The following is a 21,759-nucleotide window of genomic DNA, read 5'->3' as shown; positions in this document are numbered from 1 at the left end:
CCGATAGCGGAAAGACAGCCTCATTGTGCGTACCATCGGTGGGCTGCCCAGGCGAACGGCTATTGAAATCTCACGTTCCCCGGTGGATGCCCACCTTTCGCCAACGGACCAACTCGCCTGCCGGGAATGCCGGCTGGGAATCATCGCAGCTTTTCGCCAGTTACGTGAGACGTAATGGAAGGCAAATTGTAAGTTAAAGGCAGCAATTGGGCAAGGAAAATGTTATCTAATTAGCAATCAAGCTGTCATTTTCCCGTGTTAGGCTGGCGCGGCGGGCATTTCGGCTACAATTTTGGCCTATCCTCCCCTTCCACCCACAAGGACAGAACATGATCGTATTCATCACGGGCGCGACGGCCGGTTTCGGCGCCGCCATGGCACGCACCTTTGCCGGACACGGCCACCGGGTCATCATCAGCGGCCGCCGCGTCGAGCGCCTGCAGGCGCTGGCCGCCGAACTGGGTGCCGCCGCCCTGCCCGTCGAGCTGGACGTGACGGACCAGGCCTCGATAGCCGCCGCCCTGGCCGCCCTGCCGGCCGACTGGCAACCAATCGACGTGCTGATTAACAACGCCGGCTTGGCGCTGGGCACCGGCCCGGCCCACGAAGCGTCGCTGGCCGACTGGCAGACCATGATCGCCACCAACTGCGCCGGCCTGGTCTCCATGACCCGCGCCATATTGCCTTCAATGGTGGCGCGCGGCACGGGCACCGTGATCAATATCGGCTCCACGGCCGGCGCCTACCCCTACCCGGGCGGCAATGTGTACGGCGCCACCAAGGCCTTCGTCGAACAGTTCACGCTCAACCTGCGCGCCGACCTGGTGGGCACGGGCGTGCGCGCCACCAACCTGGCGCCCGGCCTGTGCGGCGGCACCGAGTTCTCCAACGTGCGCATGAAGGGCGACGACGCGGCCGCGGCCAAGGTCTACGAAGGCACCGTGCCGCTGACGGCGGACGACATCGCCAACACGGCCTACTGGATCGCCACCCTGCCGCCGCATGTCAACATCAACAACATTGAAATCATGCCAACCTGCCAGGGTTTCGGACCGTTCGCCATCAAGCGCACCACCTGAGCCGGGCCGGTTCGCTTAAGCAATTTAAGTAAACTAGCTACACAGGTAGTAAAACCATGTTGCAAAACCAGGCCCAAAGGTAAGCGGTTGTTACAGGGCTTGGCATTTTTCCCGTCATCGGCTTAACTGCTGGCGGTGCAACTTTGCGCCCCGGGATAGCAGAAACGACAAAATGGACGGTGATTCCACGAAAATCGCCCGTCCGCTTCAATCCCGATCACAAAGTCGCGTAAAATGTTGCTCAATCTCACTAGTAGTAAATCCAACATGTCTGCAGAGTTCACCTGGAATGTCCGCGTCTACTACGAAGACACGGACGCCGGCGGTATTGTCTATTACGCAAACTACCTGAAGTTCTATGAACGTGCCCGCACGGAATGGCTGCGCGCCATAGACGTCAACCAGCATGCGCTGCTGCAGGAACATGACGCCATGTTCGTCGTCAAGAACGTCAGCGCCGACTACCACGCGCCGGCCAAGCTCGACGATGTACTAAAATTAACGCTCAGGATAGAAAAAATGGGCCGCGCCTCCATCCTGTTTGAGCAGCAAGTCTGGTGCGGCGAACAGTTGCTGAACACGGCCCGCGTCAAGGTGGGCTGCGTCGATTCGGCCCTGCGCCCACGCGCCGTGCCACCCGCCGTTGCCGCCCGCATGCGCGGCGTCATGCCATCCTGAAGCGGTACTTTTCACCCCAGATCGAAACCCCATGAACGTCACCCAAGACCTGTCCTTCCTGTCCCTCATCACCAACGCCCACCTGATCGTGCAGCTGATCATGGCGCTGCTGTTCGGCATTTCGCTGACCAGCTGGACCTATATCTTCCGCAAGATGTACGCCGTGCGCGCCGCGCGCCGCCAGACCATCGAGTTTGAAAAGACGTTCTGGGCCGGCGGCAACCTGCACGCCCTGCACCAGAACGCCGGCAAGGACCGCGCCGGCAGCGGCGCCCTGGCCCGCATCTTCGAGGCCGGCATGGGCGAATACATCAAGGGCAAGGCATCGTACGGCAGCCGCGACGCGCTCGACGGCAGCGCCGTGCTGGACGGCGCCCGCCGCGCCATGCGCGCCGCCTTCCAGCGCGAAATGGACGTGCTCGAATCGCACCTGGCCTTCCTCGCCTCGGTCGGTTCCGTGTCGCCCTACATCGGCCTGCTGGGTACGGTGTGGGGCATCATGAACGCCTTCCGCGGCCTGGCCAACGTGCAGCAGGCCACGCTGGCCGCCGTGGCCCCCGGCATTGCCGAAGCGCTGATCGCGACCGCCATCGGCCTGTTCGCCGCCATTCCGGCCGTCGTGGCCTACAACCGTTTTTCACACGACATCGACCGCCTGGCGATCCGTTTCGAGAGCTTCGTGGAAGAATTCTCGAACATCCTGCAACGGCAGTCGCGTTAATTAAGGCAGCACCATCATGGCTTCCTCTTTCAACAGCAGCATGCGCGGCGGCCGCGGCCGCAAGTTCAAGTCCGAGATCAACGTCGTGCCCTACATCGACGTGATGCTGGTGCTGCTCATCATCTTCATGGTGATGCCGTCGTCCAACAACCCGAGCGTGGTCAACCTGCCCAACGCGGAAAAAACGACCCGTCCGCCCGACGACTACATCCAGGTCGTCATCAAGCCCAACGGCGCGCTGTCGATCGGCGTGCAGGGCAAGAACGCGGACGCGCCGGAAACGGCGCCCAACCGCGAGGCGCTGGTGCGCAAGCTGCGCACGCTGCATGACGAGAATCCCGAGTTCCCCGTGCTGATCGCCGGCGACAAGGACAGCAAGTATGACGACGTGATCCAGCTCATTTCGGAAGCGAAGAAGATGGGCATCAATCGCGTGGGCCTGGCAACCAAGTAATGCAGACGCAGACCATGAAACACGCAACGGCCGGCGGCCCGTACAAGGTACCCAAGCACCATGACGGCCTGCGCTCGGTCACCATGGCTGTCGCCATGCACGCCGTGCTGATCCTGTTCCTGTGGGTGGGAGTGCACTGGCAAAGCAACGAGCCGGTGGCGGTGGAAGCGGAAGTGTGGGACATGAAAGTGCAAACGGCCGCGCCGCCAGCGCCGCCCGCGCCACCCGCGCCGGAAGTAGAACCGGAACCGGCAGTGAAGCCGCCGCCGACGCCCGTGGCGCCGCCGGAAGAGGTCAAGCCCGAGCCCAAGGCGCCGGACATCGCGCTCGAACGCCTGAAAGCCAAGCGCAAGGCCGAAAAGGAAAAGCAGGAAGAATTGCAGAAGGAACGCATCAAGCTGGAAGAGCGGAAGCTGGAAAAATTCAAGCAGGAAAAGATCAAGGCCGACAAGGAAAAGGCTGAACTGAAGAAAAAGCTGGAAGAGCAGAAGGCCAAGGAAGAGCAGGAGAAAAAAGACAAGAAGGAACAGGCCGACAAGAAGCTGAAAGCGGACAAGGAAGCCAAGGCCAAGCAGGACAAGGCAGCCGAGAAGGCGCGCGCGGCGGAAATGAGCCGCATCACGGGCGCCGTGGGCGCCGGCACCAGCGGCACGGCGGCCAAGTCGACCGGTCCCCGTTCGGACGGCAGCTACGAGGCGGCCATCCGCGGCAAGATCAAGGGCAACCTGGTCTACAGCGGCACGGACGACACGCTGACGGCCACCTTCAAGATCTCGCAACTGCCCACCGGCGAAATCATCTCGGTGCGCAAGAACAAGGGCAGCGGCAACGCGGCCTACGATACGGCGGTGGAAAACGCGATCTGGAAATCGTCGCCGCTGCCGAAGAAAAAAGATGGTACGGTGGAGCGTGAGTTTGTCGCCGATTTCAATATGAAGGATTTACATTAATGGCTACCATGAAAACACTGAACCATTACGTCATCTACGCCGGCCTGGCCATCGCCGCCGGCAGCGCGCAGGCCCAGATGCGGATTGAAATTTCCGGCGTGGGCAGCAACCAGATCCCCGTCGCCGTGGCCGCCTTTGCGGACGAGAACGTGGCGCCCCAGCACATGTCGGCCATCATCAAGGCCGACCTGGAGCGCAGCGGCGCCTTCAAGGTGATCGACGCCGGCACCATCAACGACGTCAACAACATCGACTACAGCGCCTGGAAGTCGCGCGGCGCCGACGCGCTGGTGGTGGGCACCGTGCAGCAACTGGCCGACGGCCGCTACGACGTGCGCTACAAGCTGCTCGACACCATCAAAGCCGGCAAGCTGTCGCAGCTGGACCAGGCCACCCCGCCCCAGTTCACCCGCCTGGCGGCCCACAAGATCGCCGACGACATCTACCTCAAGCTGACCGGCGTGCGCGGCGCGTTCTCGACCCGCATCGCCTACGTGACCCAGGAAGGGCGCAGCTACCGGCTGGAAGTGGCCGACGCCGACGGCGAAGGCGTGCAGCTGGCGCTGCGCTCGAACGAACCCATCATCTCGCCGGCCTGGTCGCCGGACGGCACCAAGGTGGCCTACGTCTCGTTCGAGCAGCGCAAGCCGGTGGTTTACGTGCAGAACCTGATCACCCGCGCCCGCACCGTGGTGGCCAATGAAAAGGGCAGCAACTCTGCCCCCGCCTGGGCGCCCGACGGCAGCAAGCTGGCCGTGGCCCTGTCCAAGGACGGCCACACCCAGGTCTACACCGTCAATGCCGACGGCAGCGGCCTGCGTCGCGTGTCCAACAGCGCCGGCATCGACACGGAACCGAAATGGTCGGCCGACGGCCAGAGCATCTACTTCACCAGCGACCGCAGCGGCGGCCCGCAGGTCTACCGCATGAACGCCACGGGCGGCGACGCCCAGCGCGTCACCTTCGGCGGCAGCTACAACATCAGCCCGCGCATCTCGCCCGACGGCAAGACGCTGGCCTATATTTCCCGCCGCGACGGCAACTTCCAGCTGTACGTGCTGGACCTGGCCAGCGGCCAGGAGCAGCGCTTGTCCGACACCACCAGCGACGAAGCGCCCAGTTTCGCGCCCAACGGCAAGTACATCATGTACGCCACCGAATCGGGACGGCGCAAGTCGCTTGCCGTGGTTTCCGTCGATGGGCGGGTCAAGCAACGCCTGACCACGCAGGCGGGCAATATCAAGGAGCCCACCTGGGGTCCTTTCATGCAGTAAAATCCTTCATTTACAACCAGGAGAGTCAACATGCGTAAAATCAGCAGCTTAGCCTTCGCCCTCACCACCGCAGCGATTCTGTCTGCTTGCAGCACCCCAGTCAAACTGGCCGAACCCGCACCCGTGGTAGAGCGCGCACCGGAACCGACCGCACCGGCAGCCGACACCCGCACCGTCGCTCCCGTGGAGACCAAGTCGATCGATCCGCTGGACGATCCAAAAGGCGTGCTGGCTAACCGCAGCGTCTACTTCGACTTCGACAGCTACGTCGTGCGCGCCGACGGCAAGCCAGTGGTGGAAAACCACTCCGCTTACCTGGCCAAGAACAAGCAGCGTTCGATCCTGATCCAAGGCAACACCGACGAACGCGGCGGCGCCGAGTACAACCTGGCCCTGGGCCAGAAGCGCGCCGAAGCCGTGCGCAAAGCCATGAGCACCCTGGGCGTGCCGGAATCGCAGATCGAAGCCGTCTCGCTGGGCAAGGAAAAGCCTAAGGCCGAAGGCCACGACGAAGCCGCATGGGCGCAGAACCGCCGTGCCGACATCGTCTACAAGTAAGCAAAATTAAGCCAGACCTCAGCGGGTCGCAGGCATAATACGGGGCGGCGCGCAGACTACTGTGCCCGCCCCGTTTCCATTTGTCCGACCGAATTGAAAGCGCCTACATGATGAAACCTACCAAATCCAGCCTGGCCGCCGCGCTGCTGGCTGCGTTTGCCTTCCTGCCCCTGCACGCCGGCGCCGGCGTATTCGACGACGACGAAGCGCGCAAAGCCATCCTGGACCTGCGCGCCAAGGTCGACACGCTGGCGCGCGATGTGAACGCGCGCATCGACACCAAGTCCGACAAATCGAGCACGCTGGACCTGGTGAGCCAGAACGAGCTGACGATGCAGGAAATCGCCAAGCTGCGCGGCCAGATCGAAGTGCTGGCCAACGACCTGGCCAACGCCCAGAAGCGCCAGAAGGACTTCTACGTGGACCTGGACGCGCGCCTGCGCAAGCTCGAGCCGCACGAGGTGACAATCGACGGCAAGGCATCCCAGGTCGATCCCAACGAGCAGCAGACGTACGAAGCGGCCATGCAGCTGTTCAAGTCCGGCGACTACAAGACGGCCGGCGCGGCCCTGAGCGAATTCGTGCACCGCTACCCGGCATCGGGCTATGCGGCCAACGCCCAATACTGGCTGGGCAACGCCTACTATGCCCAGCGCGACTGCAAGAACGCCATCGCCGCCCAGCTGGTGGTGCTCAAGGCGTATCCGGACAGCCCCAAGGCGGCCGACGCCATGCTCAACATTGCCAGCTGCCAGACCGAGCTCAAGGACAAGGCGGCCAAGAAGACGCTGCAGGACTTGATCAAGCAATATCCCGACTCCAGCGCGGCGGCCACGGCCAAGGAGCGGCTCAAGGGCAAGTAAGCGAGATGGGGGATGGCTGTCCCCTGGCATGGCGGCGGATCAACAGAAAAGTCCGCCAGGCATTTGACAGGTTCGGCAGCGTCCCCTATAATCTCGCTTCTTTCGGGGGTCGTTAGCTCAGCTGGTAGAGCAGCGGACTTTTAATCCGTTGGTCGCAGGTTCGAATCCCGCACGGCCTACCAAGATTCATCAAAAAAGCCCACGAATTTCGGTTCGTGGGCTTTTTTGTTTTTGGTTGCGCTCTGGTTGCTTCGGAAAACAGCAACGAGCACGTTGCAGCACTACACCGAGTACCTCCCCGTCCCAATCTGTGCAACAACGCCCTTTTGTGACATCAGTCAAAGAACCTGGTCGGTCCGGCGCGACGCAATCCATCTGCCGTATAATTGCCCGATCATGAGTGAAAATTCATCCCCGATCGAATCCGAGTTCGCGACACCTGGAGAAGCCGAAGCCTACGATCGTTGGTTTCGGGCGAAAGTTCAAAAATCGCTTGACGATCATCGCCCGGCCGCTTCGCACGAGGAGGTGATGGCGGCACTCCGAAAAATCATCGAAACGAAGCGCGACATCAATGCTTCCGATCCGATGGCGAGCTGAAGCGCAGGTAGATCTGGCGACGATTCTCGCCTACATTGCGGAGCGCAACCAGCAAGCCGCATCCTACCTGTACACCGAGATCGATCGTGCCGTCTCGCAACTTCCGCATCACCCCTATCTATACCGCATGGGCCGGGTAGCGGATACGCACGAAATGGTTGTCCATCGAAACTACGTCGTCGTGTACCGCGTTAACGCGGGTGCGATAGAAATTCTTTCCGTCATCCACGCACGGCAGCAGTATCCATGATCGATTTCAGCGACGTTGTCCAAATACCTAAAATCGTTACCGAAATGGGCATCTGGTCTCTGGCCGGGGCTGGATGCGCCGGGGCTGAACACAAGCGAATTCGGTCCGGCCCAGCATCGCCAGGGGCGAATAAATCGCTTAGGACTAGCACCATTCAGATATAATCCGGGCAGAGCAACGGCATGCCGCTTGGCCCTGCCTCGATAAGCGGCCCCAATGGGAGAAACGCATCCCTGCTTCGCAATATTTTTTCGCTTGATCGCAGGTCTGCAACCCGCACGGGCCACCAAGAATTCAGTAGTACGAAAAAAGCTTATCCGTCACGGCGCATAAGCTTTTTTTAATCCCCCTCCTCCACCTGTAGCCCCACGAAAGAAATTCATGAAAAAGACCGGAATGGCAAAAAGCGACGCCAAGAAACTGATGGGCAAAATGGTCGCCCCCGGCGCCGAATTCGGCAAGACCGTGGCAACTGTCGATCGCCGCGAACAACGCCGCCTCGACCAGGCAGCCGGTCTGGTCCCCTTCGCCACCAAGCTCAACGCCGAGCTTGTCGCCCAGCTCAATGCGCTGGCAAGCGAACAAGGCACGGACGTCGGCACCGTCGTCACGACGCTGTTGCAAAAGGCGCGCGCGAGCTGAATCCAAATCGCGTAAGGCCAGCCAAGACAAATCAGAAAAGGCCCACGAATTTCGGTTCGTGGGCTTTTTTGCTCTTGGCCGCTCGCACGTCGAACCACTCCAATTGCAAGCCAACCCGATCCATGGGTCCGAACTCCGCAGCCCTTGATCAAGGCAGCTGCCTCGCAACATGAACTTCGTTATCCTCGCATGATTCTGCGGCGCCTATCGGAGGAAGCATGGCGACTGGCGCTCTCCCGGGTTTTGCAAGCGGCCCTGGCGCGCCGGGATATGTGACAATAGGTGCGTTCGTCGGAGGTGCTCTGGCAGTCTTCGGCGCTGGTCATATTTGGTAGAGCAAGCGCGTGAAACTACTTTCGACCTCAGAATTCGCGGCACGGCTGGCGTCACCCTACTCGGATGCGGCCTTGGCGTCTTCCGAGCTGCTGATGGATGGCAAGCCCACCGGCCTGATCGTGACTGGAGCGGTGCTGGAAGCGGCCCTGGAATGGCAGGGCTGTCGCATCGCCTTCCTCACCGATGACATCCCTTTCGAAGACATGCTGCGAATTTATATGTTCGATGCCAACATGACATTGGTCGATGCGGCAGTACTCGGGGCGATGTATTCCACCGGCGCGTTTGCTGAGTTGAGCCTGCAGCCCCCGGATGCGCTTACGTATCGCTTTTTCGGTGACACCGTCTGGCGCATGGTGCTGCTCGCTGAGCGGGAATTTGCCCTCCCCTTCCTTTCCGACCCGAGCGGTGCGAGTCGAAAATTCAAATTCTTCAGGCACTTCCGGATTGAAAGCGCCCGTCTCACGGCTCGTCTGGCTGGCCAGCGGAAGGCGTAAGACAGCTATCGTCTGGCTGACAGAACCCCTCGCTAAACCAGACCACCGTCTTAAAGCACCACAATTCGTTTAAGGTCAAACCACTCAGGACCGAAGCAACAATAATAGGCCAACGGAATCCTATGCCATGTTGCCGCCGCGTTTAACGCGGGGAAAGCCCGAATGAACGCGACCAAACGTTCCCTGTTGATGTCCTTCGCCGAGAAGTACAGCGTGCTGGTGATCAGTATGGTCAGCAGCATGATCATGGCACGGCTGCTGACGCCGGCCCAGATCGGCATCTTTTCGATCGGTGCCGTCGTGGTCGGTATCACCCAGCTGGTGCGCGATTTCGGCATCGGGCAGTACCTGATCCAGGAACAGGACCTGAACACTGAACGCATCCGCGCCGCCTATACCCTCACGCTGCTGATCGCCTGGACCATGGCCGCGCTGCTGGCCCTGGCCAGCTACCCGATCGCGGCTTTCTACGGCCAGCCCGGCGTCGGCAAGGTGCTGCGCATACTGGCGCTGAACATCCTGCTGATCCCGTTCGGCTCCATCACGTTGCCGGTGCTGCGCCGGCAAATGCGCTTCAGCGCGCTCTACTGCATCAACGTCGCCAATGCGCTGGCCAACCTGATCGTCTGCCTGGTACTGGTCAAACTGGGCTTCAGCTACCTGAGCCTGGCGTGGGCCGCCGTCGCCGGCAGCGTGGTGACGGTGCTGGTGAGCCTGCTGTTCCGTCCCGCCGACATGCCATGGGTGCCCGGTTTCAAGGGTATGCGCAAGCTGCTGGCGTTCGGGGCATATGCGACGGGCTCGAACGTGCTCGACGAATGCGGCGTCGCCGCGCCGGACATGATCGTCGGTAAGCTCATCGACGTGGCGGCGGTGGGCTTGCTCGGCAAGGCGCAGGCCACGCTGAATATTTTCAACATGCTGATCACGAAGGCGGTCACACCCGTGATCCTGCCGCTGTTTTCCGCCAGCGCCCGCGACGGCCACGACATGAAGCGGCTGTATCTGCAGACCATCGCCTACATGGCAGGGCTGGCCTGGCCGTTCTTTGCCGTGCTGGCCGTGCTGGCCACGCCGCTGATACGGTTGCTGTACGGGCAGCAGTGGGATGCCAGTGCGCCGCTGGTGCGCATCATGTGCGTCTCGGCTGCCGTGTTCTGCCTGTTCGGCATGGCGCGCGACCTGTTTGTCGCGATGGGCCAGGTGCGGCTGCGCGCGCAACTGGAGGCGGTTTCCGTGCCGCTGCGCATCGCCGGTATTATCGTGGCGGCGCCGTTCGGACTGGAGGCGGTGGCCTGGAGCATCACCGCGACGGCAATGTTGCGCTCGGCCCTGCTCTACCGCAGCCTGGCGGCCCTGACCGGCATGCGCTTGGCGGAACTGGGCCACAGCGTTGTGCGCTCGGCCGGCGTGACGCTGCTGGCGGTTGCGGGTCCGGCGCTGGTGATGCTGTGGCCGGGGTTCGCCGGCGCGCGGCCGGCCGTCCTGCTCGGCATGGCCGGCCTGGCCGCGCTGGCCAGCTGGGTGGCCGGGGTCGTTTTGCTCAACCATGAGATCAAGCCGGACCTGATGGCGGCGTCGCGCCAGCTCATGCGCCGGCTGCTGCCGAAACCGGCACAGCGCCAGGAGTAGTCATGCCGCTTCATTCCGTCATCATGCCGGTGTACAACGGCCAGGCCTATCTGGCGGCGGCGATCGACAGCATCCTGCATCAGACCTGCGCGGACCTTGAACTGATCATCGTCAACGATTGCGCGACCGACGATTCGGCCGCGATTGCGGCCGGCTATGCCGCACGCGATGGCCGCGTGCGCGTCGTGTCCACCGCCATCAATTCCGGCGCGCCGGCGCTGCCGAAAAACGTCGGGCTGTCGCTGGCGCGGGGCCAGTACATTTCCTTCTGCGACCAGGATGACGTGCTGCTGCCGGACAAGCTGGAACATGCCACGCGCATATTCCAGCGCCATCCCGATCTGGATATCGTCTTTGCGGACTTCGAACCGTTCGGCGCAGCGCTGCAGGCGCAGCCGGCTTACCTGGCGCGCCAGGCGTTCACGACGAAGGCGCAGGCCTACCTGGTGCCGCTCGGTGACGGGCTGTACCGATGCAGGAATTTTTGGGGTTGCATGGCGGGTGTGCACACGGGCATGAGCACGCAGACCATCGTGTGCCGGCGCGAAATCATCCTCGGCCAGCGTTTCGATGTCCGCTACCGCATATTGGACGATATCTCGTTGTGGTACCGCTTCGCGGAGACGGCGCGGATCGCCTTCCTGGACCGCACGGTGGCCCGGTACCGCCATCACGCCGCAGCGCTGACGACCGACGACGACTTGCTCGCGCGGGAAACGCTGGCCTTCCACAAGGAAAATTATTTTCGGCAAGCGCACCTGTTCAATGCCGCCGAGAACAGCCGTTACCGCGCCATGCTGGCCCGGTTCTGCATTCGCGTCGCTTCGCGGCCGGACATGACGAAACTGGAACGGCGCGCCCATCTGGCGCAATCCCTCATTTTTGATTTTCGTTTGCAAACGTTGCGCTGGCTGCTGCAAACATTTGCTTGATTGCGGCGTCCTGATGACAGCCGCGCCATGCCGCTCCTGCGCTCAGGCAAGCGGGCAGCACAGCAAGCCACTCTTGACCGATCAGTTATAACTGGCCAGGAGCAGCGTTCTCGCTCACTTGGCCGCTGCGGTGGCTTTAGGCTTGCGCGGGGCGCGCGGCTTTTTTGGCTTCTCGGCAACAACTTCTTCCTTGCCCTTCACGGCGTCGATCAGTGCAGCGCTGTAAGCGTTGCGCGCCGTCTGGGCGATGGCGATCAGCTGCTGGAGGCGGGCCAGTTCGCCATCCACGACCTGGATATTGGCCGCCTGCATTTTCGCGACATCGTTCAGTTTCTCGGAGGCGTAGGAAGTGCCGTTGATGGTGATGTATTGCGGTAAAGACATTATTTTCCTTGTTTATCAAATCCGGGGGTAAAAAGTCCCGGCAGGCCGCGATTGTATGTCTAACAAAAGCGGCTCGCAATGGCCGCGGCCGATCGGCCGCAGACTCCGCACGGTTTCGACAACATCTATAATTCAGCCCCGTCCAACATCCGGCCCCACCCCGTCCATGCCATCGACCCTCGCCGCGCCCGCCCACAGCGAACTGCTGATCAAGAAAAGCCGTTTCATCGCCTGCGTCCAGCCGATGACGGACCGGGCCGCGGCGCAGCAGGTGGTGGCGCAATTGAAGGCGCAACACCCAGCGGCCGCCCACGTATGCTGGGCCCTGCTGGCCGGCGGCCAGTCGGCGGCCGTCGATGATGGCGAGCCCAGCGGCACGGCGGGCCGGCCCATGCTCGATGTGCTGCGCCACCAGGACCTGGAAGGCGTGCTGGCCACCGTGGTGCGCTATTTCGGCGGCGTGAAGCTGGGCGCGGGTGGCCTGGTGCGCGCCTACACGGACAGCGTGGCGCAGGCGCTGTTGACGGCGCAGAAAGTGGCCATCATCAAACTGCGCACCCTGCATTGCGCCGTGCCCTACGCGCTGGAAGGCTGGCTGCGGCGCGAACTGGCCGGCGCCCAGGCACAGCTGCTGGAGGTGGCCCACGGCGACGCCGTCCGCTTCACCTTCAGCCTGCCCGACGATGCCGCCCCTGCCCTCGTCGCCCGGCTGGGCGAGGCGGGCAGCGGCCGCGTCGTCTGGCAGGATGATGATGCGGCGCCTCTCCTTGCCTGACGGCCGACCCGCAAGCATTACGCACCGTAACAGCCGGCATCGACCTTCCGTCGGGTCAAGCGCAGTCAAACCAGTACAAATCGGATATGCTTTGGTTTTTAACAACCGCGCTATGCTTGCTGGCCGTCGCCGCCGTGCATGCGCCATCACCCCGTCCGACCACCATGCCATCATTTCGCATCAGCACCGATCAGGCGGAACTAGACATTCCCCTGATCCATCAATTCCTCTCCGAGCAATCGACCTGGGCCATCGGCATTCCCCGCGCCACGGTCGAACGTGCGATCGAACATTCGCTCTGTTTCGGCGGCTACCTGGGCCAGGAGCAGATCGCGTTCGCCCGTGTCATTTCCGACTTCGCCACGTTTGCCAACCTGGTCGATGTATTCGTGCTGCCCGCCTACCGGGGCCGCGGCTGCAGCAAGGCCATCATGGAAGCCGTGCAAGACCATCCCCAGCTGCAGGGCTTGCGCCGCTTTACGCTGGCCACGGGCGACGCCCACGCTTTATATGCACGGTTCGGCTTTACCGCGCCATTACGGCCGCACACCTTGATGGAACGTTATTTCCCCGCCATCTACCAGCAATAGCCGATCACGTGGGATTACGGACGCCGCCAAGGCCAGCGGCATGCCGCCGTGCAGGGTCCGCCAAAGCCCGATAAAATGCCCGTTTGCTGTGCGCCGTCACAGCCGGGCCCGGTTACCAGCCGGCGCCTGCGCTCCGGCGGCGCGCTCGGTCACTCTACCCAACCGCGAATAAAGGCTGCCCATGGCACTGAACGTCATCCTCAATCTGCTGGCCGCGCTGGCCCTGCTCGGCTTCATGTACCGCCAGCAGCGGCAACAGGCCACCTTCACGGTGCGCGTGTTCACGGGCCTGGGCCTGGGGGTGGTGCTGGGCGCGGCCCTGCAAGCGATCTACGGCGCCAGCGCGCCGGCCCTGCAGACCACCAGCCAGTACCTGGACATCGTCGGCACCGGCTACGTCAACCTGCTGCAGATGATCGTCATGCCGCTGATTATGGTGTCCATCATTTCCGCCATCCTCAAGCTGCAAGGCGCCGCGTCGCTGGGCAAGATCAGCGTGCTGACCATCGGCACCCTGATGCTGACCACGCTGGTGGCGGCCAGCATCGGCATCCTGATGGCCAAGGCCTATGGGCTGAGCGCCGTCGGCCTCACTTCCAGCGCGGCCGAACTGGCCCGCGGCGAATACCTGCAGGGCAAGCTGGGTGCGGCCCAGGCCCTGTCGCTGCCCGGCATGGTGCTCAGCTTCATTCCCACCAACCCGTTCCTGGACATGACGGGCGGACGCAAGACGTCCACCATCGCCGTCGTCATCTTCTCCATCTTCATCGGCATTTCCGCCACCGGCATTCACGGCCAGAAGCCGGAAGCGTTCGCCTCGTTCCAGCACTTCATCCAGGTCGCGCACGCCATCGTCATGCGCATGGTGTCGCTGGTGTTGCGCCTGACGCCGTACGGCGTGTTCGCGTTGATGGCGCAGGTGGTGTCCACCTCCAGCTATGCCGACATCCTCAAGCTGATCAGCTTCGTGTTCGCCTCCTACAGCGCGCTGATCCTGATGTTCGGCGTGCACCTGGCCATCGTCGCGGGCACCGGCCTGCATCCGCTGCGCTACCTGAAGAAGGTGCTGCCGGTGCTGACTTTCGCGTTCACGTCGCGCTCGAGCGCCGGCGCCATCCCCATGAACGTGCAGACCCAGACCCAGCGCCTGGGCACGCAGGAAGGCATCGCCAACTTCGCCGCCTCGTTCGGCGCCACCATCGGCCAGAACGGCTGCGCCGGCATCTACCCGGCCATGCTGGCCGTGATGATCGCCCCCACCGTGGGCATCGACCCGTTCACGTTGCACTTCATCGCCCCGCTGCTGGCCATCGTCACGGTCGGCTCGGTGGGTGTGGCCGGGGTGGGCGGCGGCGCCACGTTCGCCGCCCTGATCGTGCTGTCGGCCATGGACTTGCCGGTGGCGCTGGCCGGCCTGCTGATCTCGATCGAACCGCTGATCGACATGGGCCGCACGGCCCTCAACGTCAGCGGCGCCATCACGGCCGGCACCGTCACCAGCCGCGTGCTGGGCCAGACCGACATGGCCATCTTCCAGCGCGACGGCGAACCGGCCGACGACGAGCGCATGGTGGCGTGAACTAGAAAAATTGCTACCCCAAAAAATGGGGACGTACCCCAATACCTCGATAAAAGGGGTACGTCCCCATTTTTCGTAGTCCCGCGATGAAAAAAGGCCCGCTTGCGCGGGCCCTTTTCGTTGTTGCTGCCGGGGGGACGGTCAGAACTTGTAGTTGTACGCTACGCCCAGCAGTTGCAGATGGGTCTTGTAGGTGCCACGCGTCGTTTCGCCGTTACCGGTGCAGGTCGGGATCAGCGGGTTGCAGTTGTTGGTGTAGCTGGTGCTGGCGTTCTTGAAGTCCAGGAAGCTGTAGGCCACGTCGATGGTCGATTTCGGGCTCAGCTTGTAGGCGGCGCCCAGCGACAGCTGGTAGCGGTCGCTGTCCGGCAGGGCCGGGTCGGTCAGGCCGGCGTTAGGCACTGGCGTCTCGTCGTAAGCCAGGCCGGCGCGCAGCGTCACGTTGTCGTTGTAGCGGTAGTTGGTGCCCAGCGCCAGGCGCACGGTGTTCTTCCACTGCTGGCGGATCACCAGGTCGCCTTCGACCGTGTTGGGGAACTGGATGTGCAGGTCGCCCAGGCGCGAGTTGCGGGTCCACGTCAGGTCGGCCATGCCGTCCCATTTCGCGTCGAACTGGTGGAATGCGTTCAGCGACAGGGTTTCCGGCGTGCGCAGCTTGACCATCGAAGCCGAGTTGGTGCGGTGGCCGCTGGCGGCCAGGATGTGGTTGACGATCTGGTCGCTCGTCACCATCGAGAAGTCCCACACGGCGTCGCCCGACAGCGAGTGCGCCACCGACGAACGGTAGGCGATGCCGAAGCGGGTGTTGGCGTCCATCGTGTACATATAACCGAGGTTGAAGCCGTAGCCCCAATCCTTGCCCGTGATGGAAGCGTGGGCGTCTTTGGCCGAACCCAGCACGGCAGGGTTGCCGCCCAGGGCGACGATGGTGCCGAGCAGCTGGGCGCGGGTGGCCGCTGCCGCCGGGCTGGACAAGGCGGCGATAGAACCGGGCACGTCCACCGCCTGACCCAGGTCGGCGTTGAAGTGTTCCGCCATGACGCCGAAACCGAAGGCATGATGTTCGTTCAGCTTGAACGAGGCGGACGGGTTCAGGGTGACCGCTTCCAGTTTCACGTCCGTCAGCGCGTAGCGGCCGGTCCAGGTGTTGCCGTAGTTGAGCTTGGCGCCGTACGGTACGAACAGGCCCAGGCCAACAGCCCACTGGTCGTTCACTTTCTTGCTCACGTACAGCGATGGCGCCGTCACGGAGTCCGGCGCATAGCCGTGCGCTGCCGTGCCGCCCGTGGGGGCGCCCGTGAAGTGGGTGGAGCCGGTGTCCTGGTAGGTCGAGTGCGGCACCACGACGGTGGCGCCCAGGTTCATTTGCAGGCCATCCAGGCGCGACAGGCCGGCTGGATTGTAGAAGATGGTCGATGCGTCATTCGCCTCGGCCGCGTTGGCGTCGGCCGTGCCTTCGGCCGCTACGCTTTGCGAACCGAAGCGGTAGCCGGAAGCCAGCGCGCTGGCGGACAGGGTGCTGAGGGCGGCGGCAATGATCAGGGGCAGGAATTTGTGTTTCAAGGTGGTCTCGCTTTGTAAGTAATGGCTAGTCGACGCCAGATTTTTCTACGACCGGCACCGTGACTGGGCCTGCACAGCGGGCATGGTGCTGGGTCGTTGGCAGCATACTACAGGCATAAAATATTAAAATAGAGTAACAATACTAATTACAACACATTGCGGCAAAAGCTTGCTAATAAAGCGAACGCGCCGCTTGCGCCAGCGCAAATGGCGCTCGCCATGAGAAAAGGACCCGCAGGTCCTTTTCCATGGTCACGATCAGTGCGCGTCGAGCGCCGTGCCGGGCGGCCCGGCCTTGCCGCCCCGTCCCAGCAGCTTGAGCACCGCCCACTTGAGCAAGCGGTACACCAGCCGCACGAACACCAGCGTCAGCAGCGCCTCCACCAGCGTCATCACCAGCGCCGGCACCGTGGTCCAGCGCAGCTCGCGACGGCGGAACTTGGCCAGCGCCCGGTCGCGGGCGATCTCGATGCTGTCGTAGAAGGTGGGTACCATCAACAACGTCAAAATGGTCGAGGTGATGGTGCCGCCGATGATGGCGATCGCCATCGGACTGTAGAACTCGCCGCCCTCGCCCAGCCCCAGCGCCACGGGGAACATGCCGGCGATCAGGGCGAACGTTGTCATCAGGATGGGGCGCAAGCGCATGCGGCCCGCATGCATCAGCGCGTCCTCGCGGCCGTAGCCCTCTTCCTCGCGCTTGCGGGCCGCGTCCAGCAGCAGGATGGCGTTCTTGGCCACCAGGCCCATCAGCATGATCACCCCGATCAGGCTCATCAGGTTGATGGTGCTGTGGGTCAGCAGCAGCGCCACCACCACCCCGATCAGCGACAGCGGCAGCGACAGCATCACGGCCAGCGGCGCCGTAAACGAGCCGAACTGCATCACCAGCACCAGATACATCAGGCCGATGCCCGACACCAGGGCCAGCGCCATGCGGCCGAACACTTCATTCATGTCCTTGCCGGCGCCGCCCAAGGCCAGGCCATAGCCGGGCGGGAAGTCGATCTCGTTGGCCAGCTTCATGGCGTCGGCCGTCAGCTCGCCGGCCGAGCGGCCCTGCACGTTGGCCGACACGGCGATGGTGCGCTTGCCATCCTTGTGCTTGATGGTGGACGGCCCCTTGCCCATGGTCACATGGGCGATCTGCTCCAGCGGCACCATCTGGCCGGTGCCGCCCACGGCGATCGGCAGGCGCTCGATGTTCTCGGCGCTGGTGCGGTCCTGTGGCGCCAGGCGCACGGCCACGTCGCGCGATTCGCCCGTCGGGTCGACCCAGTCGCCCACCTCGATGCCGGCGAACGCCACCCGCAGCGCCTGCGCCGCGTCGCCGGCCGCGATGCCCATGGAGTTGGCCAGGCCGCGGTTCAGTTCGATCCGCAGCTCATCCTTGGGATCCTGTTCCGACAGGCCCACATCGACCGCGCCTGGCACCTTGCGCAGCCGTTCCATGTAGGCATTGGTGATTTCCATCAGCTTGCGCGAGTCGGTGCCCGTGAATTCCACCTGCACCGGCTTGCGGGCGCCGTTGCTCAAGTCGTCGAGCACCGTGTATTCGGCCCCCACCAGGCCGGCCAGCTTGTCGCGCAACTGCTTGGCCACCTCGATGGCCGAACGTTTGCGTTCCGTCTTCTTGCCGATGTCGACATAGATACGGCCACCGCCGAGGTTGACGTAGCTGTTCGTTTCCTTGGTCTCGGGCAGGGAGCGGGCCAGTTCGGCCGCCTTTTCCATCTTCAGGCGTGAATACTCCAGGCTGCTCGACGACGGCGTGCGCACGTCGATGGCGATGGTGCCGAAGTCGGACGAGGGAATGAAGCTGAAGCCGCCCAGCTTGGCCTGCATGCCCAACGCCGCCACGAAGCTGACGATGGCGATCACGGCCATCGAACGGCGGTGGTGCAGCGCCCACGCGATCAGGTTGCCGTAGCGGTTGGCCTGATGGTCGAACCATTCATTGAAACGCTGCAGCACTTTTTCGACGCCCTTGCGGGGCGCCGTGTGGTGGTCCGGCGGGTCGCCCCAGAAGGCCGACAGCATGGGGTCGAGCGTGAACGAGATGAACAGGCTGACGGCCACCGAGCACGTCACCGTCAGCGCGAACGGCCGGAACCATTCGCCCGTGATGCCCGTCATGAAGGCGACGGGAATGAACACGGCCATGATGGAGAAGGTGGTGGCGGCCACGGCCATGCCGATCTCGGCCGTGCCTTTCAGGGCGGCCGTGCGGCGGTCGGCGCCCATCTGCATGTGGCGCACGATGTTTTCCCGCACCACGATGGCGTCGTCGATCAGCACGCCGATCGCCAGCGACAGGCCCAGCAGCGTCATGAAGTTGAGCGTGAAGCCGCACAGCCACACGCCGATGAAGGCGGCCAGCACCGAGGTGGGCAGGCTGAGGGCCGTGATCAGGGTCGAGCGCCAGGAATTGAGGAAGGCGTAGACCACGAAGATGGTCAGGGTGGCGCCGAACACCAGCGACTCGATCACGTTGTTAAGGCTGCTCTCGGCATCCTTGCCGTCATCCTGGGTCACTTCCAGCTGGGTGCCGGGCGGCAGTTCCTTGCGGATTTCCTCGACCACTTCGCGCACCTTGTCGGCCACCGTGACGGTGGACGCGTCGCGCGAGCGGATGATGGACATGCCCACGTTGGGCTTGCCCGAACGCACGCTCACGCTGTTCAGTTCAGCAAAGCCATCCTCGATGGTGGCCACCTGGGCCAGGCGCACCAGCTCGTCGCCATTGCGCTTGACCACCACTTGCTGGAATTCCTCCGGGTGCTCGATACGGCCCACCAGGCGGATGCTCTTCTCGTCAAGCTCGCCGCGCACCTTGCCCACCGGCGCATTGGTGTTCTGGTTGCGCAAGGCGTTGACGACGTCGCCCACCGACACATTGTATTCGCGCAGCTTTTCCGCCCGCAGCAGCACGCTCAGCTCGCGCTTGAGCGAACCGTCCACGTTGACGCTGGCCACGCCGTCGATGGCGCGGAAGCGGTCGGCCAGCTTGTCCTCGGCCAGGCGGGAAATGACGGCGTGGCTCTGGGTCTTGGACGACAAGGCCAGTTGCATCACGGGCTGGGCCGAGGGGTCGATACGCTGCAGGATCGGTTCGCGCATCTCCGTGGGCAGCTTGTAACGTACGGCCGCGATGGCGTTGCGGATCTCGTCGGACGCCTCGATCAGGTTTTTGCTGAAGGTGAACTTCAACAGGATGCTGGCCGAGCCTTCGGACGCCGTGCTGTTGGTTTCCGTCACGCCGGTAATGCTTTGCAGCGATTTTTCCAGGCGGTTGACGATTTCGCGCTCGACCGTTTCCGGCGACGCGCCCGGATACGGGATGTTGACCACGATGAAGGGGATTTCCACGTCCGGGTTCTGGTTGACGCGCAATTTCTTGAGCGCCATGATACCCAGGCACATCATGGCCACGATCAGCACGATGGTGGCAATCGGCCGCTTGATACTGAAATCGGATAAGAACATGGCTGGTTTTCCTTAGTTTTTCTGCTTAGTTCCCTTTGGCGGCCACGGCCGGCGAGGCGGCCGAGGCCACCGCCTTGGGCGCCGTCAGCTCGACCTTCTGGCCATCCTTGAAGCTGGAACCGGGCACGCGCAGCACCATGTCGCCGGCGGCCAGGCCGCTGACCACCTGCACCAGGCCGCTGCGCTCGTCGCGCGCGCCCAGGGTCAGCGGCACCTTGGCCAGGGTGTTGGCCTTGATGCGCCACACAAAATTGCTGTCGCCGGCCTGCACCACGGCCGTCGGCGGCACCATCAGGGTGGCTGCGGACTGGGCCTCGATGCGCCCTTCCGCATACAGGCCGGCCACGCGCGGCTGGGCCTGGTCGGCAAACTCCACCAGCACCTCGACCTGGCGCGTGATGGCGTTGGCGGCCGGATCGACGCGCTTGACCTTGCCGTTGAAGTGCTGGCCCGGATAGCCATTGACCCGGAACAGCACCGGCTGGCCCACCTTGACGATGCCGATCTTGTCGGCCGACACCAGGCCTTCGAAGCGCATGCTGGCCGGGTCGATCACCTTGATCAGTTCCTTGCCGATGGCGGCCGTGTCGCCGTTCGAGACCTTGCGCTCGCTGACGATGCCGTCGAACGGCGCGCGCACGCTGGTGCGGCCCAGCTGCTGGCGGGCCGACACCGACCTGGCGCGGGCCGCCGCCAGTTCGCTCTGGGCATTGTTGCGGCGGATTTCAGAGTCTTCCAGGGCCTGGGTCGACACCATGCCGGAGGCGCGCAGCGTCTTCTGGCGCTGGAAGGCGCGCTCGGCCTGCTCCAGGCTCTGGGCCGCGGCGCGGGTGGCCTCCTCGGCAGAATTGAGGCTGTCGCGGATGGCCGTCTCGTCCAGGCGTACCAGCACGTCGCCCTTGTGCACGGCTTCGCCGTTCTCCTTCAGCACTTGCAGCACCACGGCGCTCACCTCGGCGCGCAGGTCGGCGCGGCGCTCGGGCTGGATCGAACCGGTGATGACGGGGCCCGAGGCCAGCGCATTCGATTCCACCGTCAGCATGTCTTCCGGCGCGATCTGCAAGGTGACGGCCGGGCCCTTGGCAGCCGCCTCACCCTTACCCTTCCCCTCCGCCGCCGCCGTGGCCGAGGCGCTGGCGCCTGCTTTGTCCGGTGCCTTGGTGGACTTGCCGCAGGCGACCAGGACCGAAGCGACGGCGAGAGCAACTAAGGTTTTGCGCAACATATAAATCTCCGAGATAGATGAACGGCGGTACTGTTGGAATTTTATTAAAACTGCAAGGCGCAGAGTATCAACCAGCGCCGCGCGCGCGTCAATCGCACAATGGCTGGATTGCCGGTTTGGGCGGCTGGAACGCGGAATCGGCGGATGAACGGAGGGCGGGGTGAGAATTGGAGAGAGTGTGGCGGCCCGCCGGCTGGGGGCCGCCGGGCGCCGTCGGCGCGATCAGCCGCGGCCGAACAGGGCGAACACGACGTGTCCCATGGCAATGCCGGTGGCCAGGCCACCGCAGATTTCCACCACCGTGTGTCCCATGCGCTCGCGCAGCCAGCTGTGGCCGGCGTCGCCCTTGGCCAGGCGGTTGATGGCGGCCGCCTGCTTGCCCACGTGCTGGCGCAGGCTGTTGGCATCGATCACGACGATGAAGCACAGCGTGACGGCCACGCCGAACGCCGGATGGCCGATGCCCTCGCGCAGGGCGATCAGGGTCGCCATGCTGGACACGACGGCGCTGTGGTTGCTAGGGAAGCCGCCGTTACCCACCAGGTTGAACGCCCATTTGCGGGCGCGCACGCTGTTGATCAGGAACTTGATCGGGCCGACCGTGATCCAGGTCAGCAAGGGGGTAACGAGGTAAGCGAGGTCCATCGGTGTGTCCTTAATTAAGCGAGTCATGGTATGCCCGTCTGGGCGG

The 21,759-nt window shown here is 63.5% G+C and carries 22 protein-coding genes, 1 tRNA gene and 1 riboswitch; of the genes, 18 read left to right on the top strand and 5 right to left on the bottom strand.

Features of this window, described 5'->3' with window-relative positions:
* Nucleotides 1–38: 38 nt before the first annotated feature.
* Nucleotides 39–174, bottom strand: a riboswitch (ZMP/ZTP riboswitch).
* Nucleotides 175–329: 155 nt separating this feature from the next.
* From AC3WOS_RS12660 to AC3WOS_RS12590, 15 genes are all read left to right on the top strand, one after another.
* Nucleotides 330–1,079, top strand: a complete 750-nt coding sequence (locus AC3WOS_RS12660) for an SDR family NAD(P)-dependent oxidoreductase (protein ID WP_492716316.1) — start codon at nucleotides 330–332, stop codon at nucleotides 1,077–1,079.
* Nucleotides 1,080–1,346: 267 nt separating this feature from the next.
* Nucleotides 1,347–1,757, top strand: a complete 411-nt coding sequence (gene ybgC / locus AC3WOS_RS12655; RefSeq protein ID WP_492716315.1) for a tol-pal system-associated acyl-CoA thioesterase — start codon at nucleotides 1,347–1,349, stop codon at nucleotides 1,755–1,757.
* A gap of 31 nt (nucleotides 1,758–1,788) precedes the next feature.
* A complete protein-coding gene (tolQ, locus tag AC3WOS_RS12650; RefSeq protein WP_492716314.1) occupies nucleotides 1,789–2,478 on the top strand; it encodes a protein TolQ in 690 nt (229 codons plus the stop codon).
* A gap of 16 nt (nucleotides 2,479–2,494) precedes the next feature.
* Nucleotides 2,495–2,932: an ExbD/TolR family protein gene (locus tag AC3WOS_RS12645; protein ID WP_492716313.1), complete on the top strand. Its 438-nt coding sequence runs from the start codon at nucleotides 2,495–2,497 to the stop codon at nucleotides 2,930–2,932.
* 14 nt (nucleotides 2,933–2,946) lie between these two features.
* Nucleotides 2,947–3,882, top strand: coding sequence for a cell envelope integrity protein TolA (gene tolA / locus AC3WOS_RS12640; RefSeq protein ID WP_492716312.1), 936 nt, complete (start codon nucleotides 2,947–2,949; stop codon nucleotides 3,880–3,882).
* Nucleotides 3,882–5,156: a Tol-Pal system beta propeller repeat protein TolB gene (gene tolB, locus AC3WOS_RS12635; protein ID WP_492716311.1), complete on the top strand. Its 1,275-nt coding sequence runs from the start codon at nucleotides 3,882–3,884 to the stop codon at nucleotides 5,154–5,156. The genes tolA and tolB overlap by 1 nt, the downstream gene beginning before the upstream one ends.
* Nucleotides 5,157–5,186: 30 nt before the next feature.
* Entirely contained in the window at nucleotides 5,187–5,714 is a 528-nt protein-coding gene (gene pal / locus AC3WOS_RS12630; protein ID WP_492716310.1) for a peptidoglycan-associated lipoprotein Pal, read from the top strand.
* 107 nt (nucleotides 5,715–5,821) lie between these two features.
* The gene (gene ybgF / locus AC3WOS_RS12625) at nucleotides 5,822–6,577 is read left to right on the top strand and encodes a tol-pal system protein YbgF (RefSeq protein WP_492716309.1); all 756 of its coding nucleotides are present in this window, start codon (nucleotides 5,822–5,824) and stop codon (nucleotides 6,575–6,577) included.
* A gap of 106 nt (nucleotides 6,578–6,683) precedes the next feature.
* Nucleotides 6,684–6,759, top strand: a tRNA-Lys gene (locus tag AC3WOS_RS12620).
* A 214-nt stretch (nucleotides 6,760–6,973) separates the two neighbouring features.
* Nucleotides 6,974–7,177: a type II toxin-antitoxin system RelB family antitoxin gene (relB, locus tag AC3WOS_RS12615; protein WP_492716308.1), complete on the top strand. Its 204-nt coding sequence runs from the start codon at nucleotides 6,974–6,976 to the stop codon at nucleotides 7,175–7,177.
* The gene (locus tag AC3WOS_RS12610) at nucleotides 7,152–7,427 is read left to right on the top strand and encodes a type II toxin-antitoxin system RelE/ParE family toxin (protein WP_492716307.1); all 276 of its coding nucleotides are present in this window, start codon (nucleotides 7,152–7,154) and stop codon (nucleotides 7,425–7,427) included. The genes relB and AC3WOS_RS12610 overlap by 26 nt, the downstream gene beginning before the upstream one ends.
* Nucleotides 7,428–7,808: 381 nt before the next feature.
* Nucleotides 7,809–8,069: a hypothetical protein gene (locus AC3WOS_RS12605; RefSeq protein WP_492716306.1), complete on the top strand. Its 261-nt coding sequence runs from the start codon at nucleotides 7,809–7,811 to the stop codon at nucleotides 8,067–8,069.
* A gap of 344 nt (nucleotides 8,070–8,413) precedes the next feature.
* Entirely contained in the window at nucleotides 8,414–8,902 is a 489-nt protein-coding gene (locus AC3WOS_RS12600; RefSeq protein ID WP_492716305.1) for a hypothetical protein, read from the top strand.
* Nucleotides 8,903–9,064: 162 nt separating this feature from the next.
* Nucleotides 9,065–10,534, top strand: a complete 1,470-nt coding sequence (locus tag AC3WOS_RS12595) for a lipopolysaccharide biosynthesis protein (RefSeq protein ID WP_492716304.1) — start codon at nucleotides 9,065–9,067, stop codon at nucleotides 10,532–10,534.
* Between the two features lie 2 nt (nucleotides 10,535–10,536).
* Nucleotides 10,537–11,466, top strand: a complete 930-nt coding sequence (locus AC3WOS_RS12590) for a glycosyltransferase family 2 protein (protein WP_492716303.1) — start codon at nucleotides 10,537–10,539, stop codon at nucleotides 11,464–11,466.
* 114 nt (nucleotides 11,467–11,580) lie between these two features.
* Here AC3WOS_RS12590 and AC3WOS_RS12585 read toward each other — a convergent pair whose 3' ends face one another.
* Nucleotides 11,581–11,850 carry a hypothetical protein gene (locus AC3WOS_RS12585; RefSeq protein ID WP_492716302.1) on the bottom strand — a complete coding sequence of 90 codons (270 nt, stop codon included), beginning with the start codon at nucleotides 11,848–11,850 and terminating at the stop codon, nucleotides 11,581–11,583.
* Nucleotides 11,851–12,016: 166 nt separating this feature from the next.
* Between AC3WOS_RS12585 and AC3WOS_RS12580 the strand changes: the two genes are divergently transcribed.
* The 3 genes from AC3WOS_RS12580 to AC3WOS_RS12570 all read left to right on the top strand — a co-directional run bounded on the left by AC3WOS_RS12580 (nucleotide 12,017) and on the right by AC3WOS_RS12570 (nucleotide 14,794).
* Nucleotides 12,017–12,625, top strand: coding sequence for an IMPACT family protein (locus AC3WOS_RS12580; RefSeq protein ID WP_492716301.1), 609 nt, complete (start codon nucleotides 12,017–12,019; stop codon nucleotides 12,623–12,625).
* 164 nt (nucleotides 12,626–12,789) lie between these two features.
* Complete coding sequence (locus AC3WOS_RS12575; RefSeq protein ID WP_492716300.1) at nucleotides 12,790–13,215, top strand: GNAT family N-acetyltransferase; 426 nt, start codon at nucleotides 12,790–12,792, stop codon at nucleotides 13,213–13,215.
* 181 nt (nucleotides 13,216–13,396) lie between these two features.
* A complete protein-coding gene (locus AC3WOS_RS12570; RefSeq protein WP_492716299.1) occupies nucleotides 13,397–14,794 on the top strand; it encodes an L-cystine transporter in 1,398 nt (465 codons plus the stop codon).
* A 141-nt stretch (nucleotides 14,795–14,935) separates the two neighbouring features.
* On the opposite strand, the gene AC3WOS_RS12565 is transcribed toward AC3WOS_RS12570, so the two are convergent.
* The 4 genes from AC3WOS_RS12565 to AC3WOS_RS12550 all read right to left on the bottom strand — a co-directional run bounded on the left by AC3WOS_RS12565 (nucleotide 14,936) and on the right by AC3WOS_RS12550 (nucleotide 21,713).
* Nucleotides 14,936–16,357: an OmpP1/FadL family transporter gene (locus AC3WOS_RS12565; protein WP_492716298.1), complete on the bottom strand. Its 1,422-nt coding sequence runs from the start codon at nucleotides 16,355–16,357 to the stop codon at nucleotides 14,936–14,938.
* A gap of 258 nt (nucleotides 16,358–16,615) precedes the next feature.
* Nucleotides 16,616–19,843, bottom strand: coding sequence for an efflux RND transporter permease subunit (locus tag AC3WOS_RS12560; RefSeq protein ID WP_492716297.1), 3,228 nt, complete (start codon nucleotides 19,841–19,843; stop codon nucleotides 16,616–16,618).
* Nucleotides 19,844–19,868: 25 nt separating this feature from the next.
* Nucleotides 19,869–21,068 carry an efflux RND transporter periplasmic adaptor subunit gene (locus AC3WOS_RS12555; protein ID WP_492716296.1) on the bottom strand — a complete coding sequence of 400 codons (1,200 nt, stop codon included), beginning with the start codon at nucleotides 21,066–21,068 and terminating at the stop codon, nucleotides 19,869–19,871.
* 222 nt (nucleotides 21,069–21,290) lie between these two features.
* Nucleotides 21,291–21,713, bottom strand: a complete 423-nt coding sequence (locus AC3WOS_RS12550; RefSeq protein WP_492716295.1) for a divergent PAP2 family protein — start codon at nucleotides 21,711–21,713, stop codon at nucleotides 21,291–21,293.
* Nucleotides 21,714–21,759: the final 46 nt, after the last annotated feature.

Source organism: Rugamonas sp. FW305-51 (assembly GCF_058786935.1).
This window is presented reverse-complemented; position numbering and strand designations above follow the sequence as displayed.

Excerpts from the sequence above, each read along its gene's own strand:
- AC3WOS_RS12660 (WP_492716316.1), top strand. The coding sequence starts at position 330 with ATGATCGTATTCATCACGGGCGCGACGGCCGGTTTCGGCGCCGCCATG.
- ybgC (WP_492716315.1), top strand. The coding sequence starts at position 1,347 with ATGTCTGCAGAGTTCACCTGGAATGTCCGCGTCTACTACGAAGACACG.
- tolQ (WP_492716314.1), top strand. The coding sequence starts at position 1,789 with ATGAACGTCACCCAAGACCTGTCCTTCCTGTCCCTCATCACCAACGCC.
- AC3WOS_RS12645 (WP_492716313.1), top strand. The coding sequence starts at position 2,495 with ATGGCTTCCTCTTTCAACAGCAGCATGCGCGGCGGCCGCGGCCGCAAG.
- tolA (WP_492716312.1), top strand. The coding sequence starts at position 2,947 with ATGAAACACGCAACGGCCGGCGGCCCGTACAAGGTACCCAAGCACCAT.
- tolB (WP_492716311.1), top strand. The coding sequence starts at position 3,882 with ATGGCTACCATGAAAACACTGAACCATTACGTCATCTACGCCGGCCTG.
- pal (WP_492716310.1), top strand. The coding sequence starts at position 5,187 with ATGCGTAAAATCAGCAGCTTAGCCTTCGCCCTCACCACCGCAGCGATT.
- ybgF (WP_492716309.1), top strand. The coding sequence starts at position 5,822 with ATGATGAAACCTACCAAATCCAGCCTGGCCGCCGCGCTGCTGGCTGCG.
- relB (WP_492716308.1), top strand. The coding sequence starts at position 6,974 with ATGAGTGAAAATTCATCCCCGATCGAATCCGAGTTCGCGACACCTGGA.
- AC3WOS_RS12610 (WP_492716307.1), top strand. The coding sequence starts at position 7,152 with ATGCTTCCGATCCGATGGCGAGCTGAAGCGCAGGTAGATCTGGCGACG.
- AC3WOS_RS12605 (WP_492716306.1), top strand. The coding sequence starts at position 7,809 with ATGAAAAAGACCGGAATGGCAAAAAGCGACGCCAAGAAACTGATGGGC.
- AC3WOS_RS12595 (WP_492716304.1), top strand. The coding sequence starts at position 9,065 with ATGAACGCGACCAAACGTTCCCTGTTGATGTCCTTCGCCGAGAAGTAC.
- AC3WOS_RS12590 (WP_492716303.1), top strand. The coding sequence starts at position 10,537 with ATGCCGCTTCATTCCGTCATCATGCCGGTGTACAACGGCCAGGCCTAT.
- AC3WOS_RS12585 (WP_492716302.1), bottom strand. The coding sequence starts at position 11,850 with ATGTCTTTACCGCAATACATCACCATCAACGGCACTTCCTACGCCTCC.
- AC3WOS_RS12580 (WP_492716301.1), top strand. The coding sequence starts at position 12,017 with ATGCCATCGACCCTCGCCGCGCCCGCCCACAGCGAACTGCTGATCAAG.
- AC3WOS_RS12575 (WP_492716300.1), top strand. The coding sequence starts at position 12,790 with ATGCCATCATTTCGCATCAGCACCGATCAGGCGGAACTAGACATTCCC.
- AC3WOS_RS12570 (WP_492716299.1), top strand. The coding sequence starts at position 13,397 with ATGGCACTGAACGTCATCCTCAATCTGCTGGCCGCGCTGGCCCTGCTC.
- AC3WOS_RS12560 (WP_492716297.1), bottom strand. The coding sequence starts at position 19,843 with ATGTTCTTATCCGATTTCAGTATCAAGCGGCCGATTGCCACCATCGTG.
- AC3WOS_RS12555 (WP_492716296.1), bottom strand. The coding sequence starts at position 21,068 with ATGTTGCGCAAAACCTTAGTTGCTCTCGCCGTCGCTTCGGTCCTGGTC.
- AC3WOS_RS12550 (WP_492716295.1), bottom strand. The coding sequence starts at position 21,713 with ATGGACCTCGCTTACCTCGTTACCCCCTTGCTGACCTGGATCACGGTC.